The 21,643-nt window shown below is 67.8% G+C and carries 16 protein-coding genes and 1 tRNA gene; 15 read left to right on the top strand and 2 right to left on the bottom strand.

The annotated features are described in order from the left end of the window. The first annotated feature begins 92 nt into the window (after window positions 1-92). The 8 genes from BSZ14_RS16375 (at window position 93) to BSZ14_RS16335 (ending at window position 13,661) form a co-directional block, all read left to right on the top strand. The gene (locus tag BSZ14_RS16375) at window positions 93-854 is read left to right on the top strand and encodes a prepilin peptidase (protein WP_076711742.1); all 762 of its coding nucleotides are present in this window, start codon (window positions 93-95) and stop codon (window positions 852-854) included. Beyond that, window positions 851-1,282, top strand: a complete 432-nt coding sequence (locus BSZ14_RS16370; RefSeq protein WP_076711741.1) for a hypothetical protein — start codon at window positions 851-853, stop codon at window positions 1,280-1,282. The genes BSZ14_RS16375 and BSZ14_RS16370 overlap by 4 nt, the downstream gene beginning before the upstream one ends. Window positions 1,283-1,381: 99 nt before the next feature. Then, entirely contained in the window at window positions 1,382-3,595 is a 2,214-nt protein-coding gene (locus BSZ14_RS16365; protein ID WP_076711740.1) for a BamA/TamA family outer membrane protein, read from the top strand. After that, the gene (locus tag BSZ14_RS16360; protein ID WP_076711739.1) at window positions 3,595-7,827 is read left to right on the top strand and encodes a translocation/assembly module TamB domain-containing protein; all 4,233 of its coding nucleotides are present in this window, start codon (window positions 3,595-3,597) and stop codon (window positions 7,825-7,827) included. Before BSZ14_RS16365 ends, BSZ14_RS16360 begins: the two co-directional genes overlap by 1 nt. Window positions 7,828-8,010: 183 nt before the next feature. Then, a complete protein-coding gene (gene argE, locus BSZ14_RS16355; protein WP_076711738.1) occupies window positions 8,011-9,180 on the top strand; it encodes an acetylornithine deacetylase in 1,170 nt (389 codons plus the stop codon). A 301-nt stretch (window positions 9,181-9,481) separates the two neighbouring features. Next, the gene (locus BSZ14_RS16350) at window positions 9,482-10,795 is read left to right on the top strand and encodes an EAL domain-containing protein (RefSeq protein WP_241823800.1); all 1,314 of its coding nucleotides are present in this window, start codon (window positions 9,482-9,484) and stop codon (window positions 10,793-10,795) included. Next, a complete protein-coding gene (locus BSZ14_RS16340) occupies window positions 10,782-13,208 on the top strand; it encodes an ATP-binding protein (RefSeq protein WP_139330498.1) in 2,427 nt (808 codons plus the stop codon). Before BSZ14_RS16350 ends, BSZ14_RS16340 begins: the two co-directional genes overlap by 14 nt. Window positions 13,209-13,274: 66 nt before the next feature. Beyond that, complete coding sequence (locus tag BSZ14_RS16335) at window positions 13,275-13,661, top strand: response regulator (protein WP_076711736.1); 387 nt, start codon at window positions 13,275-13,277, stop codon at window positions 13,659-13,661. Here BSZ14_RS16335 and BSZ14_RS16330 read toward each other — a convergent pair whose 3' ends face one another. Continuing rightward, entirely contained in the window at window positions 13,662-14,504 is an 843-nt protein-coding gene (locus BSZ14_RS16330) for a class I SAM-dependent methyltransferase (protein WP_198930542.1), read from the bottom strand. 85 nt (window positions 14,505-14,589) lie between these two features. Between BSZ14_RS16330 and BSZ14_RS16325 the strand changes: the two genes are divergently transcribed. The 6 genes from BSZ14_RS16325 to BSZ14_RS16300 all read left to right on the top strand — a co-directional run bounded on the left by BSZ14_RS16325 (window position 14,590) and on the right by BSZ14_RS16300 (window position 19,036). Then, a complete protein-coding gene (locus BSZ14_RS16325; protein ID WP_076711735.1) occupies window positions 14,590-15,318 on the top strand; it encodes a ComF family protein in 729 nt (242 codons plus the stop codon). A gap of 31 nt (window positions 15,319-15,349) precedes the next feature. Continuing rightward, window positions 15,350-15,607, top strand: a complete 258-nt coding sequence (gene grxC / locus BSZ14_RS16320) for a glutaredoxin 3 (protein WP_076711734.1) — start codon at window positions 15,350-15,352, stop codon at window positions 15,605-15,607. Then, on the top strand, window positions 15,604-16,428 hold the full coding sequence (locus BSZ14_RS16315; protein WP_076711733.1) for a carbon-nitrogen hydrolase family protein: 825 nt from the start codon (window positions 15,604-15,606) through the stop codon (window positions 16,426-16,428). The genes grxC and BSZ14_RS16315 overlap by 4 nt, the downstream gene beginning before the upstream one ends. Continuing rightward, window positions 16,425-16,856, top strand: a complete 432-nt coding sequence (locus BSZ14_RS16310; RefSeq protein ID WP_042486173.1) for a DUF1178 family protein — start codon at window positions 16,425-16,427, stop codon at window positions 16,854-16,856. Before BSZ14_RS16315 ends, BSZ14_RS16310 begins: the two co-directional genes overlap by 4 nt. 68 nt (window positions 16,857-16,924) lie before the next feature. Continuing rightward, a tRNA-Arg gene (locus BSZ14_RS16305) sits at window positions 16,925-17,001 on the top strand. Between the two features lie 145 nt (window positions 17,002-17,146). Further along, entirely contained in the window at window positions 17,147-19,036 is a 1,890-nt protein-coding gene (locus BSZ14_RS16300; protein WP_338012099.1) for a methyl-accepting chemotaxis protein, read from the top strand. A gap of 35 nt (window positions 19,037-19,071) precedes the next feature. Here BSZ14_RS16300 and asd read toward each other — a convergent pair whose 3' ends face one another. Next, complete coding sequence (gene asd, locus BSZ14_RS16295; protein WP_241823799.1) at window positions 19,072-19,929, bottom strand: archaetidylserine decarboxylase; 858 nt, start codon at window positions 19,927-19,929, stop codon at window positions 19,072-19,074. Between the two features lie 38 nt (window positions 19,930-19,967). Between asd and BSZ14_RS16290 the strand changes: the two genes are divergently transcribed. After that, a partial coding sequence (locus BSZ14_RS16290; RefSeq protein WP_076711731.1) for an aminotransferase class III-fold pyridoxal phosphate-dependent enzyme occupies window positions 19,968-21,643 on the top strand: 1,676 nt, incomplete at its 3' end.

Here is a 21,643-nt window from a genome sequence, read left to right as displayed (position 1 = left end):
GGGTGGGGCCTCTCTACGGGCGTTGCGTTCGCGGAAGCGCCCCACCCCCATCCCCTCCCCTGAGGGGGAGGGGTGATGATTAAGGGATCGGCATGACGTTCGGGGCGGCATCGGCGATATGGGCCGCGATCTATGGCGTGGCGGGGGCGATCATCGGGTCGTTCGTCGCGGCGCTGGTGCTCCGCTGGCTGGACGATCGTTCGGTGCTGGCGGGTAGGTCGGCCTGCGACCATTGCGGCAAGACGTTGCGCGCGTGGGAGCTGGTGCCGGTCGTCAGCTTCGTCCTGCTGCGGGGCCGCTGTGTGCGGTGCCGCAAGGCGATCGATCCGGTGCATTGGCGCATCGAAGCCATCGCCGCGCTGATCGGCGTGTCGGCGGGCTGGGTCGCTGGGGCGGACGGTTGGACGGGGGCGTTGTTCGGATGGACGCTGTTGGCATTGGGGGCGCTCGACGCGCTGGCCTTCTGGTTGCCCGATCGGTTGACCGCATGGGCCGCGGGGGCGGGGGTGCTGACCGGGCTGCTCGGCCATGCGCCGTCGCCGGACGAGCGGATCGTCGGCGGTCTGGTCGGCTTCGTCGGGCTATGGGCCATTGCCGCGGGCTATCGCCGCTGGCGTGGGCGCGAGGGGATGGGGGGCGGCGATCCCAAGCTGCTGGGCGCGATCGGGCTGTGGCTCGGCTGGCGGATGCTACCGGGCGTGTTGCTGGCGGCGTGCGTCATCGGGCTGGGCTTCGTCACTGTGCGGCATCTGCTGGGGCAGCGGGCGAGCGGACAGGACATGGTGCCGTTGGGATTGCTGCTCGCGCTGGCGGCTTACCCGGCCTGGCTGTTGATGATAGGAATGGCGGCATGATGCTATTGTCGATCCTCGCTTTGGCACAGGCCGCCCCGACCGAACCGGTGCCCGCGCCCCCGGTGCTGGGCGCGCTGCCCAAACAGGCTTTGCCCGAGCGCGGCTGCGCGGCCTATCTCTGGGCGGTGCAGGACCAGCGTTTCGTCGCGATGGTCGAGCCGGGCCGACTGCGCATCATGCTCGACGGCAAGCCGACCGACCTCGCCGCCGCCGAGGCCGGGGGCGGGGGTACGCTGGGGCTGGCGAGCACGACCCGTTATGCCGGGGCGGGCGTCACCGCGACGCTCGACATGACGATTACCCAGCGCGAGACGTTGCAGGACGGCGCCATTGTTTCCGACGCTAGTATCCGGCTAACGCGCGGAAATCAGGATGAAATCGTGGTGCCGGTCGGCGGCCTGGTCGGCTGCGCGCCTGCCGCGCGCTAACCATGCGAGGGAACTTCGCGTCTTCTGTCGGCGTTATGGTGCGGTGGGGGATCATTCCGAATTGCGGAAGAGCCCTGTCGGAAAGGGGCTTTTGACGGCGTGGCGGAACGGAACGGCAGACATACTTGGCTTGCGTTCGCGCTGATCGCTCCCACCTTTTTTTCCTCCCCGGTATCGGCGCAGCTGGCCAAGCCCGGCACCGCGCCCGCGCAGGGACCCAGCCTGCCGCAGGACCAGCGCGACGGCAGCACCGACCCGCAGGGCAATGCTCCGATCGTACCCGATGCGCAGTTCGATGCTGCGCTGCCGCCGCTCAGCGGCGACATCAACGCGCCGTTGGAGCCGATGTCGTCCATGGCGAAGGACCAGCCCGCGGCACAGGCCATTCCGCTTCCGCAGACTGCGCCCCCCTTGCCCAACGCCCAGACGGCGCAGCCACTCGCCACCGGCGAGACGATCGGCGCGATCGCACCGGAAGATCCGCAGCTCGCCCAGCCGCTGACCCCGCTGAGCAGCTTCAGTTCGACCCCGCTCGATACGGCCGCCGATGCCAAGGGCCAGCGCGCACCCGATATCCGCTATGACATGGAGGTGCGCGGGCTCGCCGAGCTGAAGCTGGACGACGAGTTCAAGGGGCTGTCGGCGCTGCGCGAGGGCAAGGGCAAGGCGGCCAACGCGACCCAGGTGTCGGCGCGGGCGCGCGAGGACGAACAGCTTGCCATCCGGCTGATGAAGTCGCTGGGCTATTACGATGCCACCGCCGTATCGACCCTCCAGCGCGAAGGGACGGAGGACGGCGAGGCCGGGCGTCTGAAGGTCGTGCTGACCGCCACGCCGGGCCGGCTCTATCGCCTGTCCTCGATCACGGTGAACGCACAACCCACCGTGCCGACCGACCTGGTTCGTTCCAATCTGCCGCTGAAGGTCGGCGACGCGATCGAGGCGGCGCGGATCGAGGGGGCGGAGGCCAATGTCAGCCTGGTCCTGCCCCAGCGCGGCTATCCCTTCGTCAAGGTAGGGCAGCGCGATATCCTGCTGGAGGATCAGGGACCGGAGCCGGTCGGCGCCTATACCCTGCCGGTCGATACCGGGCCACGTTCGTCCTTCGGCAAGCTGACCACGGTGGGCGATACGGTCTTCGACCTGAACCACCTGAACGTCTTCCCGCGCTTCGACGAGGGGCAGCTGTACGATTCGCGGCTGACCGACGATCTGCGCAATGCGCTGGTCGCCACCGGCCTGTTCAACGGCATCGCCGTGGAACCGAAGCGGACAGGCCGCATGAACCCCGACGGCACCGAGCAGATCGACCTTCAGGTCACCCAGACCAAGGGGCCGAGCCGCACCCTGTCGGGCGAGGGCGGCTATTCGACCGGCCAGGGCGTGCGGTTGCAGGGCAGCTTCACCAACCGAAACGCCTTCAAGCCCGAAGGCGCGCTGATCGCCTCGGTCATCGCAGGCACGCAGGAACAGGGGCTGAGCGGCACCTTCCGCCGCTCGAACGCCGGGCGGCGCGACCGGACGTTCCAGGTCATCGCCTCGGCCAGCCACCAGAATTACGACGCCTTCGACGCGTTCATTGGCACGGTCGCCTTCCGCTGGAGCTATGACTCGACGCCGATCTGGCAGAAGAAATTCACCTATGCGTTCGGCGGCGAGCTGACCGGCACCAACGAAAGCGTCTATGATTTCAGCCGCGGCGACCGGCGGCGCGCGACCTTCGGTATTGCGGCGATCCCGGGGCAGGTGGTGTTCGACCAGTCCAACGACCTGCTCAACCCGACGCGCGGCTATCGCCTGAAACTGAACCTCAGCCCCGAGACCTCGGTGCGCGGCGCGGTGCGGCCCTATGCCCGGACCATGGTCGAGGGGACTTTCTATTATCCCTTCAACGACAGCCTGGTGATCGCGGGCCGTGCGCGCGCGGGCGCGATCTTCGGGATCGACCGCGACGACCTGGCCCCGTCGCGGCGCTATTATGGCGGCGGCGGCGGATCGGTGCGCGGTTACGGGTTCCAGCGTCTGGGGCCGCTCGATCCGCAGGGCAATCCGATCGGCGGACGCAGCCTGAACGAGTTTGCGCTGGAGGCGCGCTATCGCTTCGGCAATTTCGGCATCGTGCCGTTCGTCGATGCGGGCAACAGTTACGAAAGCACGTTGCCCACGGGCAAGGACCTGCGCTTCGGCGCGGGCATCGGCGGGCGCTTCTACACCAATTTCGGGCCGCTGCGCGTCGATGTGGCGACGCCGCTGAACCCGCGTCCGGGTGACGGCAAGGTCGCCCTGTACATCTCGATCGGGCAGGCCTTCTGATGGCGGACGAACAGACCATGGCCGCCGCGCCGGAAAACGAAACCGTTATCGTCCGTCGCCCCTTGTGGCAGCGCGTGCTCAAGTGGATCGGCATCACGATCCTGGGCCTGATCCTGTTGGTCGGGGCGGTGCTGCTGGGGATCAACACCGATCCGGGACGCCGCTTCGTCGCGGACCAGCTGGGCGGCTACACCACCGCCTCGGGCCTGAACATCAAGGTCGGGCGGATCGAAGGGTCGCTCTACGGCCGCATGAACCTGGTCGACCTGCGGGTCAGCGATACCAGGGGCGTGTTCCTGTCGAGCCCGCGGCTTGACGTCGACTGGCGGCCCTTCGCCTATACCAAGAATCATGTCGATGTCCGCTCGCTGACCGCCGACCTCGTCACGCTGGCGCGTAAGCCCGAGCTGAAGCCGACGCCCAGCGACCCCAATGCACCGCTGCTGCCCGACCTCGACATCGATGTGAATCGCCTGGCCATCAAGCGCTTCGTGATCGGCGCGCCGGTGACGGGGCAGCGCCACATCCTGGCGATCGACGGCAAGGTACACATTGCCGACCGCCGTGCGCAGGTCACGGCCAGTGCGGACGCGCTGCGCGGACCCGGCATCGCGGGTGGCGACCGGCTCCGACTGGTCCTCGACGCGGTGCCCGATGCCGACCGGCTGGCGGTGGACATCAAGCTGACCGCGCCGACCGGGGGCGTCGTCGCGTCGATGGCGGGGCTGAAGGCGCCGCTGACCCTGACCGTCGACGGACGCGGCGGGTGGAAGGCGTGGACCGGCCGTGCCATCGCGACGTTGGGCGGCGGCGAGCTTGCCAATCTGAACGCCACGGCGCGCGATGGTCATATCGAGGTTCGCGGCGTGACCCGCCCCGGCCTGTATCTGGAAGGCCCGGTCGAACGGCTGACCGCGCCTGCGCTTCAGGTCGCGATCGACACCACGTTGAACGAGCGGCGCGCGGACACCCGCATGAAGCTGCGCTCCTCGGCCCTGCTGGTCGATGCAGGCGGCATTCTCGATATGGCGAACAGCCAGTTCGGCAATTTCGCGGTCGATGCCAAGCTGCTGACGCCTGGTGCCATCGCGCCCAATCTGACGGGCCGCGACGTGCTGGCGCGCGTGGTGCTGAACGGGGCATTCGCGACGCCGACGGTCGACTATAAGCTGCGCGCCGCCGCGCTCGGCTTCGGCGAAACCTCGGTCCAGAACCTCTATGCAGAGGGGCTGGCCAAGGTGAATGCCGACCGCATCCTGGTGCCGGTCAAGGCGCGGGCGAAGCGGATCGCAGGGCTCAACGCCGCCGTCGGCGGGCTGACCAACAATGTCGCGATCCAGGGCGACTTCGCGATCGCGATGCCCAATATCCTGTCGGACAATCTGCGCATCCGGTCGGACAATATCGATGCGACCGCGGTGGTCGTCGCGAACCTGAACACCGGGCGCTATACCGGTGCGTTGAAGGGCCGGGTGAACAATTACCGGGTCGAGAGCATCGGCATCATCAACCTGACCACCGATGCCAATCTGGTGGCGACGCCGGGCGGCTTCGGGATGAAGGGCCGGGTGGTGGCCCGCACCTCGCAGATCTTCAACGAGGGCACGCGCAACTTCCTGGGCGGCAATGCGACCATCCGCGCCGATGTCGAGTACAGCCCGCAGGGTATCGTGACGTTCAGCGGCCTGCGTCTGGCGGCCCCGCAGTTCCGCGTGACGCGCGGCAGCGGGCGCTTCAATCCCGCCAACGGCGCGCTGGCGGTCGAGGCGGATGCCTATTCCAACCAATATGGCCCGATCACCGCACGGGTGACGGGATCGCAGACCAATCCGGTGATCGTGCTGCGTGCCGCCAAGCCGGGCGTCGGAGTCGGCCTCGCCAATCTCCAGGCGCGGATCGTGGGACAGAATGGCGCCTATGCCGTGGGTGCCAGCGGCGACACCAATTACGGTCCGTTCACTGCCAATGTGCTGGTCAGCACCGGTCGGCAGCTGGCGATCGACGTGCGCAGTCTGGTCTTTGCCGGGATCAATGCCAGCGGTCGTGTCGTCCAGACGGCGGCGGGGCCGTTCGCGGGCGCGCTGCAATTCGCGGGGCAGGGTATCAACGGCCGCGTCCAGCTGGCCGACCAGGGCGGCAACCAGCGCGCCGATATCGCCGCGCGGGCCTATAATGCCCGTGTGCCCGGCATGGTCGACTTCACCATCGGTCGCGCCATCGTCAACGCCAGCGTGGTCATGCTGCCGAATGCGCCGCAGATCGTCGCCGACGCGCAGCTGGCCGACACCCGCTATGGCGAGGTGGTCATCCAGTCGGCGCGGGCGAAGGTCAGCTACACCGGCGGGCGCGGCACCGCACAGGCGGTGCTGACCGGATCGTCGAGTATCCCGTTCAACATCGCGCTCAATGCGCAGCTGGCGCCGAACAATTATCTGGTCGCAGCCAAGGGGCAGGCAAACGGCATCGCCTTCCGTACCGCCAACCCGGCGCGCATCCAGAATGTGAAGGGTGAGTGGCAGGTGACGCCGACCCGGATCGATTTCGGCCGCGGGTCGGTGCTGGTCGCGGGTTCCTATGGCAACGGCCTGAAGGTGCAGACGCGGCTGGACAAGCTGCAGCTGTCAATCCTCGACGCCTTTGTCCCCAATCTGGGTATCTCGGGCGAGGCGAGCGGTGCGCTGGACTTCGCCCAGGCACGCGACGCCAGCTTCCCGGCGGCCGAGGCACGGCTGACCGTCGCCAATTTCCGGCGCACGGGTCTGGCGGCGGTGTCGGAGACGGTGGACATCGTGTTCGCGGGCCGTCTGGTCCCCGATGGCGGCGAGGCGCGCGCGCTGATCCGGCGCGGGCAGACGGTGGTTGGCCGCATGGTCGCCAACCTGCGTCCGCTGCCACCGGGCAATGGCGGCTGGGTCAACCGGCTGATGCAGGCGCCGCTTTCGGGTGGCATCCGCTATAACGGCCCTTCGGCGGTGCTGTTCTCCTTCGCGGCGCTTCCCAACCAGCAGTTGAACGGTCCGATCGCCCTCGCCGCCGATTTCGGCGGGCGCGTCTCCGCACCGCAGCTGAACGGCCTGATCCGCGCCGACAACCTGACCTATGACAATGAGACATACGGAACCCGCCTGACCGCCATGCAGCTGGCGGCCCGCTTCAACAATGACCGCCTGGAGATCACGCGGCTTCAGGCCAAGGCGGGCGAGGGGACGATCCAGGCACAGGGTTCGATCGGGCTGGCGGCGGACAGCGGCTATCCCGTCGATATCCGTGCGCAGCTGAACAATGCCCGGCTGGCCGACAGCGATGCGCTGGCCGCGACGACCAGCGGCACGATCCGCCTGACCTATGGCCGCGACGGCGGGCTGATCCAGGGCAACCTGACCGTGCCCAACGCACGCTATCAGATCATCCGCCAGGGCCAGGCCGAGGTCCCCGAGCTGACCGGCGTGCGCCGTCGCAGCGAGATTCGGACGCCGCGTCCGACCGACCGGCCCGCGCCCACGCCGCCGCCGGGGCTGTTCCGCCTCGACCTGCGGGTGCGCGCGGACAACCAGCTGTTCGTCTCCGGCATGGGGCTGGAGTCCGAATGGGAGATGGACCTGCGCATCGGCGGGACCAGTGCGGCACCGACGATCAATGGCGGGCTCGACCTGGTGCGCGGCACATACAGTTTCGCCGGCAAGCGGTTCGAGGTGAATCGGGGCACGATCCGCTTCCGGGGCGGCGCGCTGACCGATCCGGACATCAACATCCAGGCGACGACGACGACGGACGGCATCACCGCGGTCATCAACGTCACCGGCACCGGCCAGCGTCCGCAGATCAGCTTCACCTCGACGCCGACCCTGCCGCAGGACGAGGTGCTCAGCCGGTTGCTGTTCGGGACCAACCCCGAAAACCTCTCCGCGACCGAGGCGATCCAGCTGGCCGCCGCGCTCAACTCGCTGCGTGGCTCGGGCGGCGGCGGGCTTAACCCGCTGGGCAAGCTGCGTTCGGCGACCGGGTTCGACCGGCTGCGCGTGCTGGGCGCCGACGAAGCCACCGGCCGGGGCACCAGCCTGGCGGCGGGCAAGTACATCACCGACAATATCTATGTGGAGATCGTCACCGATGCGCGCGGCTTCACCGCCACCCAGCTGCAGATCGCGCTGACCCGCACGCTCAGCCTGCTGACCCAGACCGGCTCGTTCGGCGGATCGGCGGCGTCCTTGCGCTATTCGCGGGATTTCTGAGGTGAAAAATTCCTCCCCTGCAAGGGGACGGAAACCATGCGCAGCATGGTGGAGGGGTGTCCCGCTATCGAGAGGGTGACACCCCTCCGTCACGGCTTCGCCCTGTCACCTCCCCATGCAGGGCAGGAAGATGCCCGTCCCACCGGGGTTTCATCAAAATGAAACATCCGGCAGGATGCCCGGATGACCCCCGACCAGCTTTCCGCCCAAGCCACCGCCATCCTGGCCGACCTGATCGCGATCGACACCACGTCGCGCGAATCGAACCTGGCGCTGATCGAATATGTCGAGCGGCATCTGGATGGGATCGGCGTGACCGGGCGGCGGGTGTTCAATGCCGATGGCCGCAAGGCCAATCTCTACGCCACGGTCGGACCGATGGAGCCGGGCGGCGTCGTCCTGTCGGGGCATAGCGACGTGGTGCCGGTCGACGGCCAGCCCTGGACCAGCGACCCTTGGCGGCTGACCCGGCGCGGGGACCGGCTGCTGGGGCGGGGCACCTGCGACATGAAGGGGTTCCTGGCGCTGTCGCTGGCACTGGCCCCGCATGTCGCGCGGGGGGCCATGACGCGGCCGCTGCACCTGGCGATTTCCTACGATGAGGAGGTGGGCTGCCTGGGCGCGCCATCGATGATCGCCGAGATCGCGCGAGAACTGCCGTCCCCCGCCGCCGTGGTGGTGGGCGAGCCGACCGAGATGGTGGTGGTCAGCGGGCATAAGGGGATCGCGACCTGGAACGTCACGGTGACCGGGCATGAGGCGCATTCCAGTCTGATCCATCTGGGGGCCTCGGCCAACATGGTGGCGGTGCGACTGATGCAGCAACTGGCGGATCTGGCCGACCGGCTGGCGGAGGAGGGCGATCCGCATGGCCCCTTCTGCCCGCATCACGCCACGCTGACCATCGGGCAGATGAACGGCGGCACCGCGGTCAATATCCTGGCGCGGGAATGCCGCTTCGCCTTCGACCTGCGCACCCTGCCGGGGCAGGAGCCGGAAGCGATCCTGGCGCCCTTCTTCGCGGCCTGCGAGGCGGCGGATGCGGAACTGCGCGCCCGTTTCCCCGAGGCCGGGGTGCGGGTCGAGCGTCGGTCGCGCACGCCCTCCTTCGCGCCCGAGGCGAATGGCGTGGCGGAGCAACTGGCGCGGCGCTGGGCGGGGGATAACGGCCCGGCACGGGCGGTGCCCTATGCGGCGGAGGCCGGGCAGTTTCAGGGGGCGGGATTCTCGACCGTGATCTGCGGGCCGGGCTCGATCGCGCAAGCGCATCAGCCGGACGAATATATCGAAGTGCAACAGATGGAACGCGGTGCCGCCTTCATGCTGCGGCTGGCAGACGATCTGATCCGGTAACGGATGCGATCGTTACTTGGGTTAATTAGAAATCACGGGGCGACTGAGGCGTTTAAGTTCGCTGCGATCGCCCCATGACTTAACTTGGATTACCAGGGGCGGATCGATTCACCATGGATCAGCGCCAGAATGAACTTCAGCATGGGTTTTCTCCCTCGAAAGCACCCTTTTGAGTGCCATGATATGGTTAATTCGACATTAACCATTGTGCAATGGGGAAGCGGCGAACGGGCAAATGCTTGGTTTGGCGGCGCTAACGGGGTTAACGCCTTGTTTAATCCCCGACCCTAGTGTCGCGGGCGTGAAGAACGGCCCTTCGTCCGCCGCGCCCGACGCGTCCCCGTCCACCATGGTGGCTGCTGCCACGCAGGCCGAACCCCAATGGCAATCGCTGGCGCTGGTCGGCATCGGGAACTTCACGCTGCTGCGCCGCCGGCTTGGCCGCGCATTGAGCGCCACGCTGGTCGAGGCGATCGCCGAGCGGGTGGTCCGGTGCATCCCCGACACCATCGCCCGGCCGACTGCCCCCGCCCAGGTCGAGGTCATGGTCCGTGCGGCGACTCGCGAGTCGCTGGATTCGCATCTGGTGACCCTCTCTGAAGTGCTGGGGCATCCCTTCGCGCTGCCCGATGGCGAATGTCGCATCGAAGTCGTGCTGGGCGCCGCCGTGGCCGCCGTACCGCATGACGACGATATCCGCCTGCTCGAAGAAGCTGAGCAGGCGCTGGCCGAGGCGCAGGTCGAGGGGCGCATGATCGTGCGCGAAATGGCGATCCCGACGGGTCGGCTCGACCGTATCGCGCTGGCGCATGAACTGACGAGTGCCATTGCCGGGGATGGCCTGTTCGTCGAGTATCAGCCCAAGGTGCATGTCCGCCAGCAGCGGGTCGCGAGCATCGAGGCGCTACTGCGCTGGCGACACCCCAGCCATGGCCTGATCAGCCCGGTCGAATTCATCCCGGTCGCCGAGGAATCGCGGATCATCGGCCCGCTGACCCTGTGGATTCTGCGTCACGTCATCGCCGACCAGCGTCGCCTGGCGGCGGCGGGCCATCCGCTTCGCATCTTCATCAACATCTCGGGCATGTTGCTGGGCGACCCACATTTCGTGCGCGAGGCCTGTGCGCTGGTCATCGACAGCGGCGCGTGCATCGGGTTCGAGATCACCGAGACCTCGGTCATCCGCGATCCCGACAGCGCGATGGCCAATCTCCAGGCCTTTGTCGACATGGGCATCGCGGTGGCCATCGACGATTACGGCGCGGGGCTTTCCTCGCTGTCCTATCTGAAGCAGCTTCCGGCTTGCGAACTGAAGATCGACAAGCTGTTCATCACGCAACTGACCAGCAGCAATCGTGACCCCCTGATCGTGCGATCGACGATCGATCTGGCCCATGCGCTGGAGATGGAAGTGGTCGCCGAGGGGGTGGAGACGCCCGCGACACTGGCGCTGCTCAGCGTCATGGGATGCGACATGATCCAGGGATACCTGATCAGTCGTCCGATCGGGCTGGAGGCGCTGATCCAGTTCCTGGACGAACAGGCGTATCAGGCCATGACCGAACTCGCCCGGCCGACTTCGCTGGCCCGGTTGGTGACCCGTGCGCGCGGTTAGGTTGGCGCTGGTCGCACTGGCGATATTGCTGACGGGCATGGAAGCCCGTGGGGCGGAGATCGCACCCGCCCTGCCGCCCCTTTATGCAAGAGCAATCGACCAGGCGAAAGCCGAGATGCTGCGCGATCCGGCACTCGCCCTTCGGAACGCGGAGGCGGCGCGCCGGGCTGCTGCGATCATGTCCGATCCGCGCCAGCGTACCCTGGCGCTTGCGACCGCCGACTGGCTGCGCGGCGAAAGCGCCGTTCGCCTGGGGCGTGACGGCGAGGCGGAACAGGCGATCGCGGCCGCGATGCAGATTGCAAGGACGCTGGCCCCGAACTCCGACCTGATGGGCAATATCCTGTTGGCGCAAGGGGGGCTGGCCCGTTCGGACGGTCGGATCGCCGAGGGGCTGAAGGCCTATCAATTGGCACATCGGGTGTTCGAGCGACTGAACGACCCCAAGGGACAGGCCAAGGCGTTGATCCAGATCGCCGACCTGTACAACGACGCCAAGGACTTCACCTCGGCGTTGCGCTACCTCGAACAGGCCAGCAACAACTATCGCGGCGACGATGCCTTTCGACTGGCCATCCTCAACAACCGCTCGCTGACGCTGAGCGAGCTGTCACGTCCGGCGGATGCGCTGGCCCAGCGTTATGAGGCGATGCGGCTGGCGCGGAAGATGAAGAGCCCGGCTCTTCAGGCGGTCATCGGCCGAAATGTCGCGCGGGCGCAGTTGGAGATCGGCAAGGTCGCCCAGGCGGAGGCCACCATCGCGGAGGTCGCGCGCCTCGACCCGCAGGCCAGCGCCGAGGATGTGCGTGCGCTGCGAAGTATTGCAGCGCAGGCGGCGTTCCAGCGCGGGCGGCTGGACGATGCCGCCCGTCTGATCGACCAGAGTTTTGCCGGGGTCGATCTGGCGCAGACCACCGTGCTGCAGCGCGACGCGCATGAGAGCGCCTATCGCATCTATCAGGCGGTCGGGCGGACCGCCGATGCGCTGCGCCATTTGCAGGCGCTGAAGCGGATCGACGACGAATCGACGCGACTCGCGACCTCGACCAACCTCGCTTTGATGGGCGCGCGGTTCGACTTCGCCAATCAGGAACTGCGCATCGCGCGGATGAAGGCGGCGGACCTGCAGCGCAACATCGCCTTCGAGCGGGCGCAGTTGCGGACCGAGCGGTTCATCCTGATCGGCTCGGTCGCCGGCATCATCGTGGTGCTGGCGCTGCTCGGCATCTGGCTGGTGACGCTGGGCCGCAGCCGCAACCGCATCCGCGCGGCGCATGGCGAGCTGGCCGTGACCAACGACCAGCTGCAAAAGGCGCTGGCGGTGAAGACCGAGTTCCTGGCGACGACCAGCCACGAGATCCGTACCCCCCTGAACGGCATATTGGGCATGACCCAGGTGATGCTGGCCGATGCGGCGCTGGCCAGCGAGCAGCGCGAACGGGTGGAGGTGATGCACGGCGCCGGGCTGACCATGCGTGCGCTGGTCGACGATCTGCTCGACGTCGCCAAGATCGAACATGGCAAGCTGACGCTGGAACATACGCCCTTCGATCTGGCCATGACGATCCGCGACGCCTCTCGCCTGTTCGAGGGGCAGGCGGCGGCCAAGGCGATCGGCTTCGCGGTCGATCTGGACGATTGCCCCTCGACGGTGATGGGCGACCCGGCGCGTATCCGGCAGATCGTGTTCAACCTTCTGTCCAATGCCCTGAAATTCACCAGCACCGGGCAGGTCCGGCTCGTCGCGCGCCGGGATGCAGGCGGCGTGTCGATCAGCGTCACCGACTCGGGCATCGGTATCCCGCCGCACAAGCTTGGGGAGATATTCGAGGCGTTCCGCCAGGCCGACGCCAGCACCACCCGCCAGTTCGGCGGCACCGGGCTGGGGCTGGCGATCTGTCGGCGTCTGGCCCGCGCCATGGGCGGCGACGTGACGGTGGAAAGCGAGCAGGGCCGGGGGTCGTGCTTCATGCTTACCGTGCCGCTGACCGAGGTCGAGCCTGCGGCCCGGCCCGAGCGCCCGCTGGTCCTGATCCTCGACCGCAATCCGATCCGCCGCGCCATGTGGACGCAGTTGTGTGCGCCCCATGCCCAGGTCGTCTTCGCCGCGACCGCCGGGGAGGCCGCGTGTCGGCTGAGCGATGGCGGCATCACGCAGATGCTGATCGACGACAGCGCGATCCGCGATGAGGGTGTCGCCGCCGCACTGGCCCGGATCGTGACCGCCAGCGACCGCCCGATGCCCGTGCGCCTGTTATGGCCGGAAACGGAATCGATGGACGGGAACGAGTTCCTCGATGAAGGATTGGTCGAGATGGTCGTCAAGCCGATCACAGGGGCCGAGCTGATGCGGAAGATGTTCAACACCTCACCGCAAACCGCTGCCCAACCTCTTGTAACGCAAGCGGCATGATCGTTAGGGCGCCAGCATGACCGCGATGACATATGCGATCCGGTGGGACGGGCGAAGGGGACGGGGATGAACGTCCTGTTCATCGAGGACGACCGGATGAACCGCCGCGTCGTGCGCGACATGCTGGATGTCGCGGGCGCGAGCATGGCCGAGGCGGAGAATGCCGAACTCGGCCTGGAGATGATCGACCGCGATCACTATCACATGATCCTGATCGACCTGCGCATGCCGGGCATGGACGGCATCACCGCCATCCGCCACATCCGCGCGCGCGGCGATGACAAGGGCGAGGTGCCGATCATCGTGGTGACCGCCGACAGCGGCATCGACCTGCGCGAGCGCTGCCTGAGCGCGGGGGCCGACGACGTCATCGTAAAGCCCGTCGCGATGGATCAGCTGTTCGAGGCGATGGGCCGTATCCTGGCGGGGGACCGCGGCGCGATCATCGGTTGATCATTCGCCCGCTTCGGGCTTCGGCTTCAGCGCCTCGGCCAGCGATGCGGTCGCGCTGCCGCGCCTGGCGGGCACGGGCTGCGACGGGTCGGGCGCCCAGCCGGTCAGGAAGACCAGGTTGAACTGTTCGGCCACGCGCCCATCGGGATCGGCCATATCGGCAAAGGCCGCCGCCGCCGCCGCCAGCGCCTCGCGCCCGATCGGACGCCGCTCGGTCAGCAGGTTGCTTGCCCCCATGCCGCGCAGATCGCCCAGCAGCCGCCCGAAATCGCGATAGCGCACCGCCAGCGTCTCGATATCCGCGACCGGCAGGGTGAAGCCCGCGCGCATCAGCAGGTCACCCGCCGAGCGCACATCGACCTGCGGATGGAGTCGCGCGACCGGCCGCTCCGCCTCGGCGACGCGCAGCGCGGCACGCAGGCGGGGCAGTGATCCGCCGCCGACGAACGCGCCCAGGAACAGGCCATCGGGGCGCAGCACCCGGCGGATCAGCGCCAGCGCGCCGGGCAGGTCGTCAATCTGGTCGAGCACCCCTGCGCTCACCACCAGGTCGAAGCTGCGATCGGCGAAGGGCAGGCGGTCCTCGTCGCCCTGCACACCCTGCGCGGCACGGGCAAAGGCGAAACCGGGGTCCAGCCGCGCCACCCGCGCCCCCGGCGGGGGCAGGAAGCCGCCGTCGAAACAGCCCAGGTCCAATATGTCGTGGAACGGCCGGGTGACGGCATCCAGCCGCTCCGCAAGGCCGTCGAGCATCGCGGCGCGCAGGAAGTCATGCTCGGCGAAATCGGGCTGGGCACGGTCGCGGCGCAGGCGGCGGGCGCGACGGTCGAAGATGGTGGACATGCTCACCCGCGCGCTTGTGCGCGCTCGCGCGATCGGGGACAAGGCAAAGCTGATGGGGGCGCGATCGAAACACGGGCGATTTGCGATGGAGCGGGGCCGGGCCGTGCTCGCCGCCCCGCTCCTGGCGCTGGCGCAATGGGCCTTGCCGCCGCGCTGCCCGGGCTGTGCCGAGCCGGTCGAGGCGGATCATCGCTTCTGCAGCCAGTGCTGGGGGCAGTTGCGGTTCCTGGATACGCAGGGCTGTACGTGTTGCGGAATGCCGCTGGGCGGGCTGACGGGGCGATGCGGGGCATGTCTGGCCGATCCGCCGCGCCATGCGGGTGTCCATGCGGCGGTCGCCTATGGCCCGATCGCGCGCGAACTGCCGATCCGGCTGAAGCATGGCGGGCGGATCGGCGTGGCGGAGACCATGGCGGGGCCGATGGCGCGGCGGATGCCGCCGGGGGCGGAGTTGCTGGTCCCCGTGCCCCTTCACCGATGGCGCTTGTGGCGGCGCGGCTTCAACCAGGCGGTGCTGATCGGCGAAGGCGTGGCCCGGCGCAGCGGCGTGCCGATGGCGCGACAGGTCCTCCAGCGGGTGCGCGCCACGCCGCTGCTGCGCGGACTGGCCCCGAAGCAGCGGCGCGCGGCGGTGACGGCGGCGTTCCGCGTCACCGATCCGGCGGCGGTGAAGGGGCGGCATGTCGTGCTGGTCGACGATGTCTATACCACCGGCGCGACGGCGGGGGCGTGCGTCCGCGTGCTGCTGGCGGCGGGAGCGTCGTCGGTGGCGATCCTGTGCTGGGCGCGGGTCATCGAAGGGGCGGGCGATTGACAAGCGGCGTCCCGCGCCACACCTGAAGGGCATGGCAAAGGTCGAAATCTACACCAAGGCGTTCTGCCCCTATTGCACGCGGGCCAAGGCGCTGCTCGCCTCCAAGGGCGTCGAGCCCCAGGAATATGACATCAGCATGGGCGGCCCTCAGCGCGCCGAGATGATCGAGCGCGCGAACGGACGGACCACCGTGCCGCAGGTCTTTATCGACGGCCAGCATATCGGCGGTTCGGACGATCTGGCGGCGCTCGACAAGCGCGGAGGACTCGACCCGCTTCTGGCGGCATGACCCAAATCGCGGTGTTGCAGATGACGGCGGGGATCGATCCTGCCGTCAATGCACAGGTTCTGGAAGGTGCCATTGCGGAAGCGGCGGCGCGCGGTGCGGCGATGCTGTTCACGCCGGAGATGTCCGGGCTGATCGACCGCGATCGTGTGCGGGCGGCCGCGCATCTGGTCGCCGAGGACGCTGACCCCCTGCTGGCGCGTGTTCGTGCGGCGGCGGCGGCGCATGGCCTTTGGGTCCATCTCGGCTCGCTTGCGGTGCGGGGAGCGGACGGGCGGCTGGCCAATCGCGGCTATGTCATCGACGACCGGGGCGACATTCGCGCCCGCTATGACAAGATGCACCTGTTCGACGTCGACCTGCCCAGCGGCGAAAGCTGGCGCGAATCGGCGTCCTATGCGCCGGGCGAGCAGGCGGTCGTGGTCGATACGCCGGTCGGTCGGCTGGGCCTGGCCATCTGTTACGACCTGCGTTTCCCGGCTCTGTTCGCCGCGCTGACCGGGGCGGGGGCGACGATCCTGTCGGTGCCTGCGGCCTTTACCCGGCCGACCGGCGCGGCGCACTGGCATGTGCTGCTCCGTGCCCGCGCGATCGAGGCGGGGGTGCATCTGGTCGCCGCCGCGCAGACCGGCGAACATCAGGACGGCCGCGCCACCTATGGCCATTCGCTGGTCGTGGGTCCGTGGGGCGAGGTGCTGCTCGACATGGGCGAGGCGGCGGGGCTGGGCTTTGCCGAGATCGATCCGGCGCAGGTCGAATCGGTGCGCGAACGCCTGCCCGCGATCCGCCATCGCCGCACCATTCCGCCGGTGGTGCAGGCGTGATCGTCTTCGACCTGCGCTGTTCGGGCGGCCATGTGTTCGAAGCGTGGTTCGCCTCCTCGACCGCCTATGCCGAACAGCGCGACAAGGCGCTGGTCGAATGCCCGCTGTGCGGCGACCGCAGCATCGAAAAGGCGGTGATGGCGCCGCAGATCGCCGCCAAGGGCAACAGCAAGCCTGACCGGCCCAGTCCGCAGGCCATGAAGGCCGCCCTCGAACATCTCGCCCAGGCGCAGGCGAAGATGCTGGAGACATCCACCTGGGTCGGCGGCGCCTTTGCCGAGAAGGCGCGGGCCATGCATGAGGGCGACGCGCCCGTGGCGCAGATCCATGGTCAGGCCAGCCTGGCCGAGGCCAAGGCGCTGATCGAAGACGGGGTGCCGGTCGCGCCCTTGCCCTTGCCGGTCGTGCCGCCCAAGCTGGCGAACTGACCGACGGTCGCGCCGTCAAACCCCTCTGGACCACGTCACGCGCCGCCTGTATCACCCGGCCTGCATGAGGCCCCGTAGCTCAGCAGGATAGAGCATCAGATTCCTAATCTGAGGGCCACTGGTTCGAATCCAGTCGGGGTCACCATGCGAGATGCGGGCAGCATCGGTGCCGCAGATGAACAATCATGACGATTGCGCAACGATCTTTTTTATAAGTCAAATGACAATCGAGACATGAAACGCGATCTTAAGAGGTCGATGCCATAACCGCCCCATATTCCGGGTGGTGCATGATGAAAAATCTGAAGATCAGCGGCAAATTGTTCGTGGCGTTCGGCATCCTCGCCGCCGCCCTGGTTGTCACGATGGTGCTGTCCATCATGAGCCAGCAGCATTTGAACAGCGTGGCGGAAAATCTGGGACGTGTCCGGCGCGACAAGCTGGTCGCCATGTCGCGGATCAACACGGCGACGTCCGACTACCGCATCTATGAGGCGACAGTCGTGCTCTCGCCCGAACCCGATCAGATCAACGCCGCCTATCGGAATTTGCAGGAACGGTCGCAGACGATCGCCAAAAGCGAAGCCTTTCTCGATCGGACGCTGTCGTCGCCCCGGGCCATCGAACAATTCCGTACCTTCCGTGACCATTGGAACGAGTTTGAGCAACAGTCACGCAAGACGGTCGATCTCGGCCGCCAGAATCTGAATGCCGAGGCGCTGGCCAGTTTTCGGGCGAGCAAGCGCATCTTCGATACGGCGAACAAGGACGCCTCCGTCATGACCGACATTCAGGTCGGCCTGATGGACAAGGAGATGAAAGAGGCGAATCAGGATTATATCTGGTCGCGCAACGCCTCGATCGCCATTTCGGTGCTGGTGCTCGCCCTGACCGCCTATCTGCTGATGATCCTGATCCGGGGCATCGCCAATCCACTGGCGGCGATGACCGCCGCGATGCGGAAGCTGGCGGCGGGTGACCTGAACACCAGGCTGGAGGTCGAACCGCGCCGCGACGAAGTGGGCCAGCTGGCCGAGGCGATGGTTGCGTTCCGCGACCAGCTCGCAGGGGCGGAGCGCGCCAAGGCCGAACAGACCAGCCTGATCGTCAGCAGCATCGGCAGCGGCCTCGACGCGCTGGCGCAGGGCGACCTGACCAGGCGGATCGACGCGGACCTGACCGGCCCGTTCGAAAAGCTGAAGCAGGACTTCAACCATGCGATGGACTCGGTCTCCGCCACGCTGGCCGCGGTGAACGCCAGCGCGCAAGGGATCACCAACGGCGCCGCCGATATCCGCGAGGCGTCGGACGACCTGTCGCACCGGACCGAGCAGCAGGCGGCCAGCCTGGAGGAAACCGCCGCGGCGATGCACGAGATCACCGAGACGGTTCGCGAAACGGCGGAAAATGCCAAGCGCGCCAATCAGGCGGTCACCGAAACCCGCACCGATGCCGACCAGTCGACCGATGTGGTGCGCAAGGCCGTCGAGGCGATGCACGGTATCGAACGCTCGTCGCACGAGATCAGCGAGATCATCGCGGTGATCGACGGCATCGCCTTCCAGACCAATTTGCTGGCGCTGAACGCCGGTGTCGAGGCCGCGCGCGCCGGGGATGCGGGCAAGGGCTTTGCGGTGGTCGCCTCCGAAGTGCGTGCGCTGGCGCAGCGTTCGGCCGATGCGGCCAAGGACGTGAAGGAGCGGATCACCGCCTCGACCCAGCAGGTCGATGCCGGGGTGCAGCTGGTCGCGCAGGCGGGCAATGCCCTGACCCGCATCACCGGCCGGATCGGCGAGATCAACGCGCTCGTCTCCGACATCGCCTCGGCCGCGGCGCAGCAGGCGACGGGCCTGCAGCAGGTCAACACCGCCGTCGCCGAGATGGACGGGGTCACCCAGCAGAATGCCGCGATGGTCGAACAGGCGACCGCCGCCGCGCGCAGCCTGTCGGAGGAAACCGGCAACATGACCCGTGAGGTGGCCCGCTTCCGCCTCATCGACGGCGGCATGGTCACGCGGACCCCCGCGCCGGTGGTCCATCACTCGCCGGTCCACCAGCTCCAGGCCCGGGTGGCGCAGGCGACTCCCCGGATCACCGCCGCCGCCCCGCGCGTCGCCCGCACGTCCGGTGCCGCCGCCGCCGCGGTTGCGGTCGATGACGGCGACTGGTCGGAGTTCTGATCCCTCTCAACGGGGGATGAGGCAAAGCCCGTTCGTCACAGCCGCCCGACGATCGTCCCGGCGCGGATCGCATCCCCCTCGACCAGCGGCTCCGCCAGTTTCATCCCCCTGGGCAGGAACAGGATGATGGTCGAGCCATGCTCGAACCAGCCCATCTCCTCGCCCTTGCCGAGGCGGGCGGAACAGGCGGTGCGGCCGGGGCCATGGTCACGGAGTGTCGCGACCGTGTCCAGGCAGTGCAGGCGGATGCTCGCGACCAGGATCGCGGCGACCGGCACGATCAGCAGCGGATGTCCCGACACCAGGGTGCGCGCCTCGATCACCGCGCGTTCGTTGCGACAGAACAGGCGCTCGACCCGCTTCAGCGCGATCGGGTTCACGTTCCAGCAGTCGCCCGACAGATAGGTCACGCCCTCCACCACGATATCCGTCGGCGCATGGAAACGATGATACATGCCCGCCGTCAGCCGCAAGGTCAGGAAGGACCCGTCGCGGAAACGCTCGACCAGTTCGGGATCGGGGATCAGGTCGCCCAACCTGTAGGGGAAGCCCTTCACCTGATAGAGCCGGTCGCCCTCGATGCGGCCATGCGCACCCACGATCGCGTCGCAGGGCGAGGCGATGGTATCGGGGTCGCTGTCGAACGCACGCGCGCCGTCGCGCAAGGAACGGACGAATCCGTCGCGCAGGGACTTGAACCGGGTCGTGCGCGCATCGGACAGGTCGACGCCCGCGAAGAATTTCCACAGCGCCAGGCTGGGTCCGGCGATCAGCGGATGCTCGATCCGGGCAAGCCGCCCGACCAGTTTCGTCGCGAAGCGGCGCGGCAGGCGGTTGGTGACGAGGAAATTGATATCCTCGTTCAGGAAGAACCGCATGATGGGTCCGCGCATTGTCATGCCTCCGTCATGGGCACGCGGTCAAAGGCCGCATGAACCCGATTCTCACTGGCCTGCTGGCCGCTTCCGCCGGTGCCGTCGCCCTGACGAAAGGGCATCGGCGGCTGACCCTGTCGCGCGCCAAGCATCCGGGGCTGGGCGGCCATGTCCGCATGGCCAAGCGGATCGCCGGGCAGATTCCCTTCTACAGCTATGGCGAGGATCGCTTCTTCCAAGTCGACGATGCGCCGGATCCGGTCGCTGCGCAGCGCCGCGCCGGGTTCGAGCGGCTGGGCGCGCTGTTCGCCGAGCGTTTCGCACAGACTCTGGCGCTGACCCGCGAGACGCGCCCGGGCCTGTCCGACCTGCAATTCACCGGCGCGTATCGCGTGCCCTTCCAGTTTCGCGAGAAGGTGCGCACCACGCTGGCCACCGGCGCCTTCTATCAGCGCTCCGAGGGGCCGATCCTGGTCGATCTGGACGGCAACCGGCTGATCGACCTGACCGGTTCCTACGGCGTCAACCTGTTCGGCAACGACTTCTACAAGCAGACCATGGCCGAGGGGGCGGCGATGGTCGCCGATCTGGGCGGGGTGCTGGGGTCCTTCCACCCGGTCGTCGCCGACAATGTCCGCCGCCTGACCGAATTGTCGGGGATGGACGAGGTGTCCTTCCACATGTCGGGCACCGAGGCGGTGATGCAGGCGGTGCGGCTGGCGCGCTATCACACCCGCAGGCCGCGTCTGGTGCGCTTCGCGGGGGCCTATCATGGCTGGTGGGGCGATGTGCAGCCCGGCATCGGCAACCCGGTTCCCGCCGACCGCACGCTGACGCTGGCCGACATGTCCGAGCGGACGCTGAAGGTGCTGGCGACGCGCAAGGATATCGCCTGCGTGCTGGTCAATCCGCTCCAGGCGATGCACCCCAATGGCTCGGCCCCCTCGGACGGCCAGCTGGTCGATGGCGGGCGCAAGGCGGGGGCGGATCTGGTCGCCTATCGCGACTGGCTGCATCGGCTGGCCGCGACCTGCCGCGCCAATGGCATCGTCCTGATCTTCGACGAGGTGTTCATGGGCTTCCGCCTGGCGAAGGGCGGGATGCCGGAATATTTCGGGGTGAAGCCCGACCTCATCACCTATGGCAAGACGCTGGGCGGTGGCCTGCCGGTCGGCGTGCTGTGTGGTCCCGCCAATCTGATGAAGCGCTGGCGCGAGGATCGGCCGGTCGACATCTGCTTCGCGCGCGGGACCTTCAATTCGCACCCCATGGTGATGGGGGCGATGAACGCTTTCCTGCGGCGGCTCGACACACCCGAGGTGGCAGCGCTGTATGACGGGCTGGACGAACGCTGGAACGCCCGCGCGGCGATGTTCAATGCGCGGATGGCGGAGGCCGGGCTGCCCTTGTCGGTCGCGCATGTCCAGACGATCTGGACCATCCTCTATTCGGTCGCCTCGCCCTATCACTGGATGCTGCAATATTATCTCCGGGCGCACGGCTTGGCGTTGAGCTGGGTCGGGACCGGGCGGCTGATCTTCAGCCTCGATATCGACGACACCCTGTTCGCCGAGATTTGCGACCGCTTCGTTGCAGCGGGACAACAGATGCGTGACGATGGGTGGTGGTGGACCTCGCCGGAGGCACCGCAGGATTTGAAGGCGGCGAACAAGGCCATTCGGCGGCGGATACTGAAGGAGTCGCTGGCGGTGCGGTTGGGGTGGGGAGGGTA

It is taken from the genome of Sphingomonas sp. Sph1(2015), from assembly GCF_001970915.1.
Taxonomy (GTDB): Bacteria; Pseudomonadota; Alphaproteobacteria; order Sphingomonadales; family Sphingomonadaceae; genus Sphingomonas; species Sphingomonas parapaucimobilis.
Note: the sequence above shows the minus strand (reverse complement) of the source record. Positions and strands in the feature narration are given on the sequence as shown.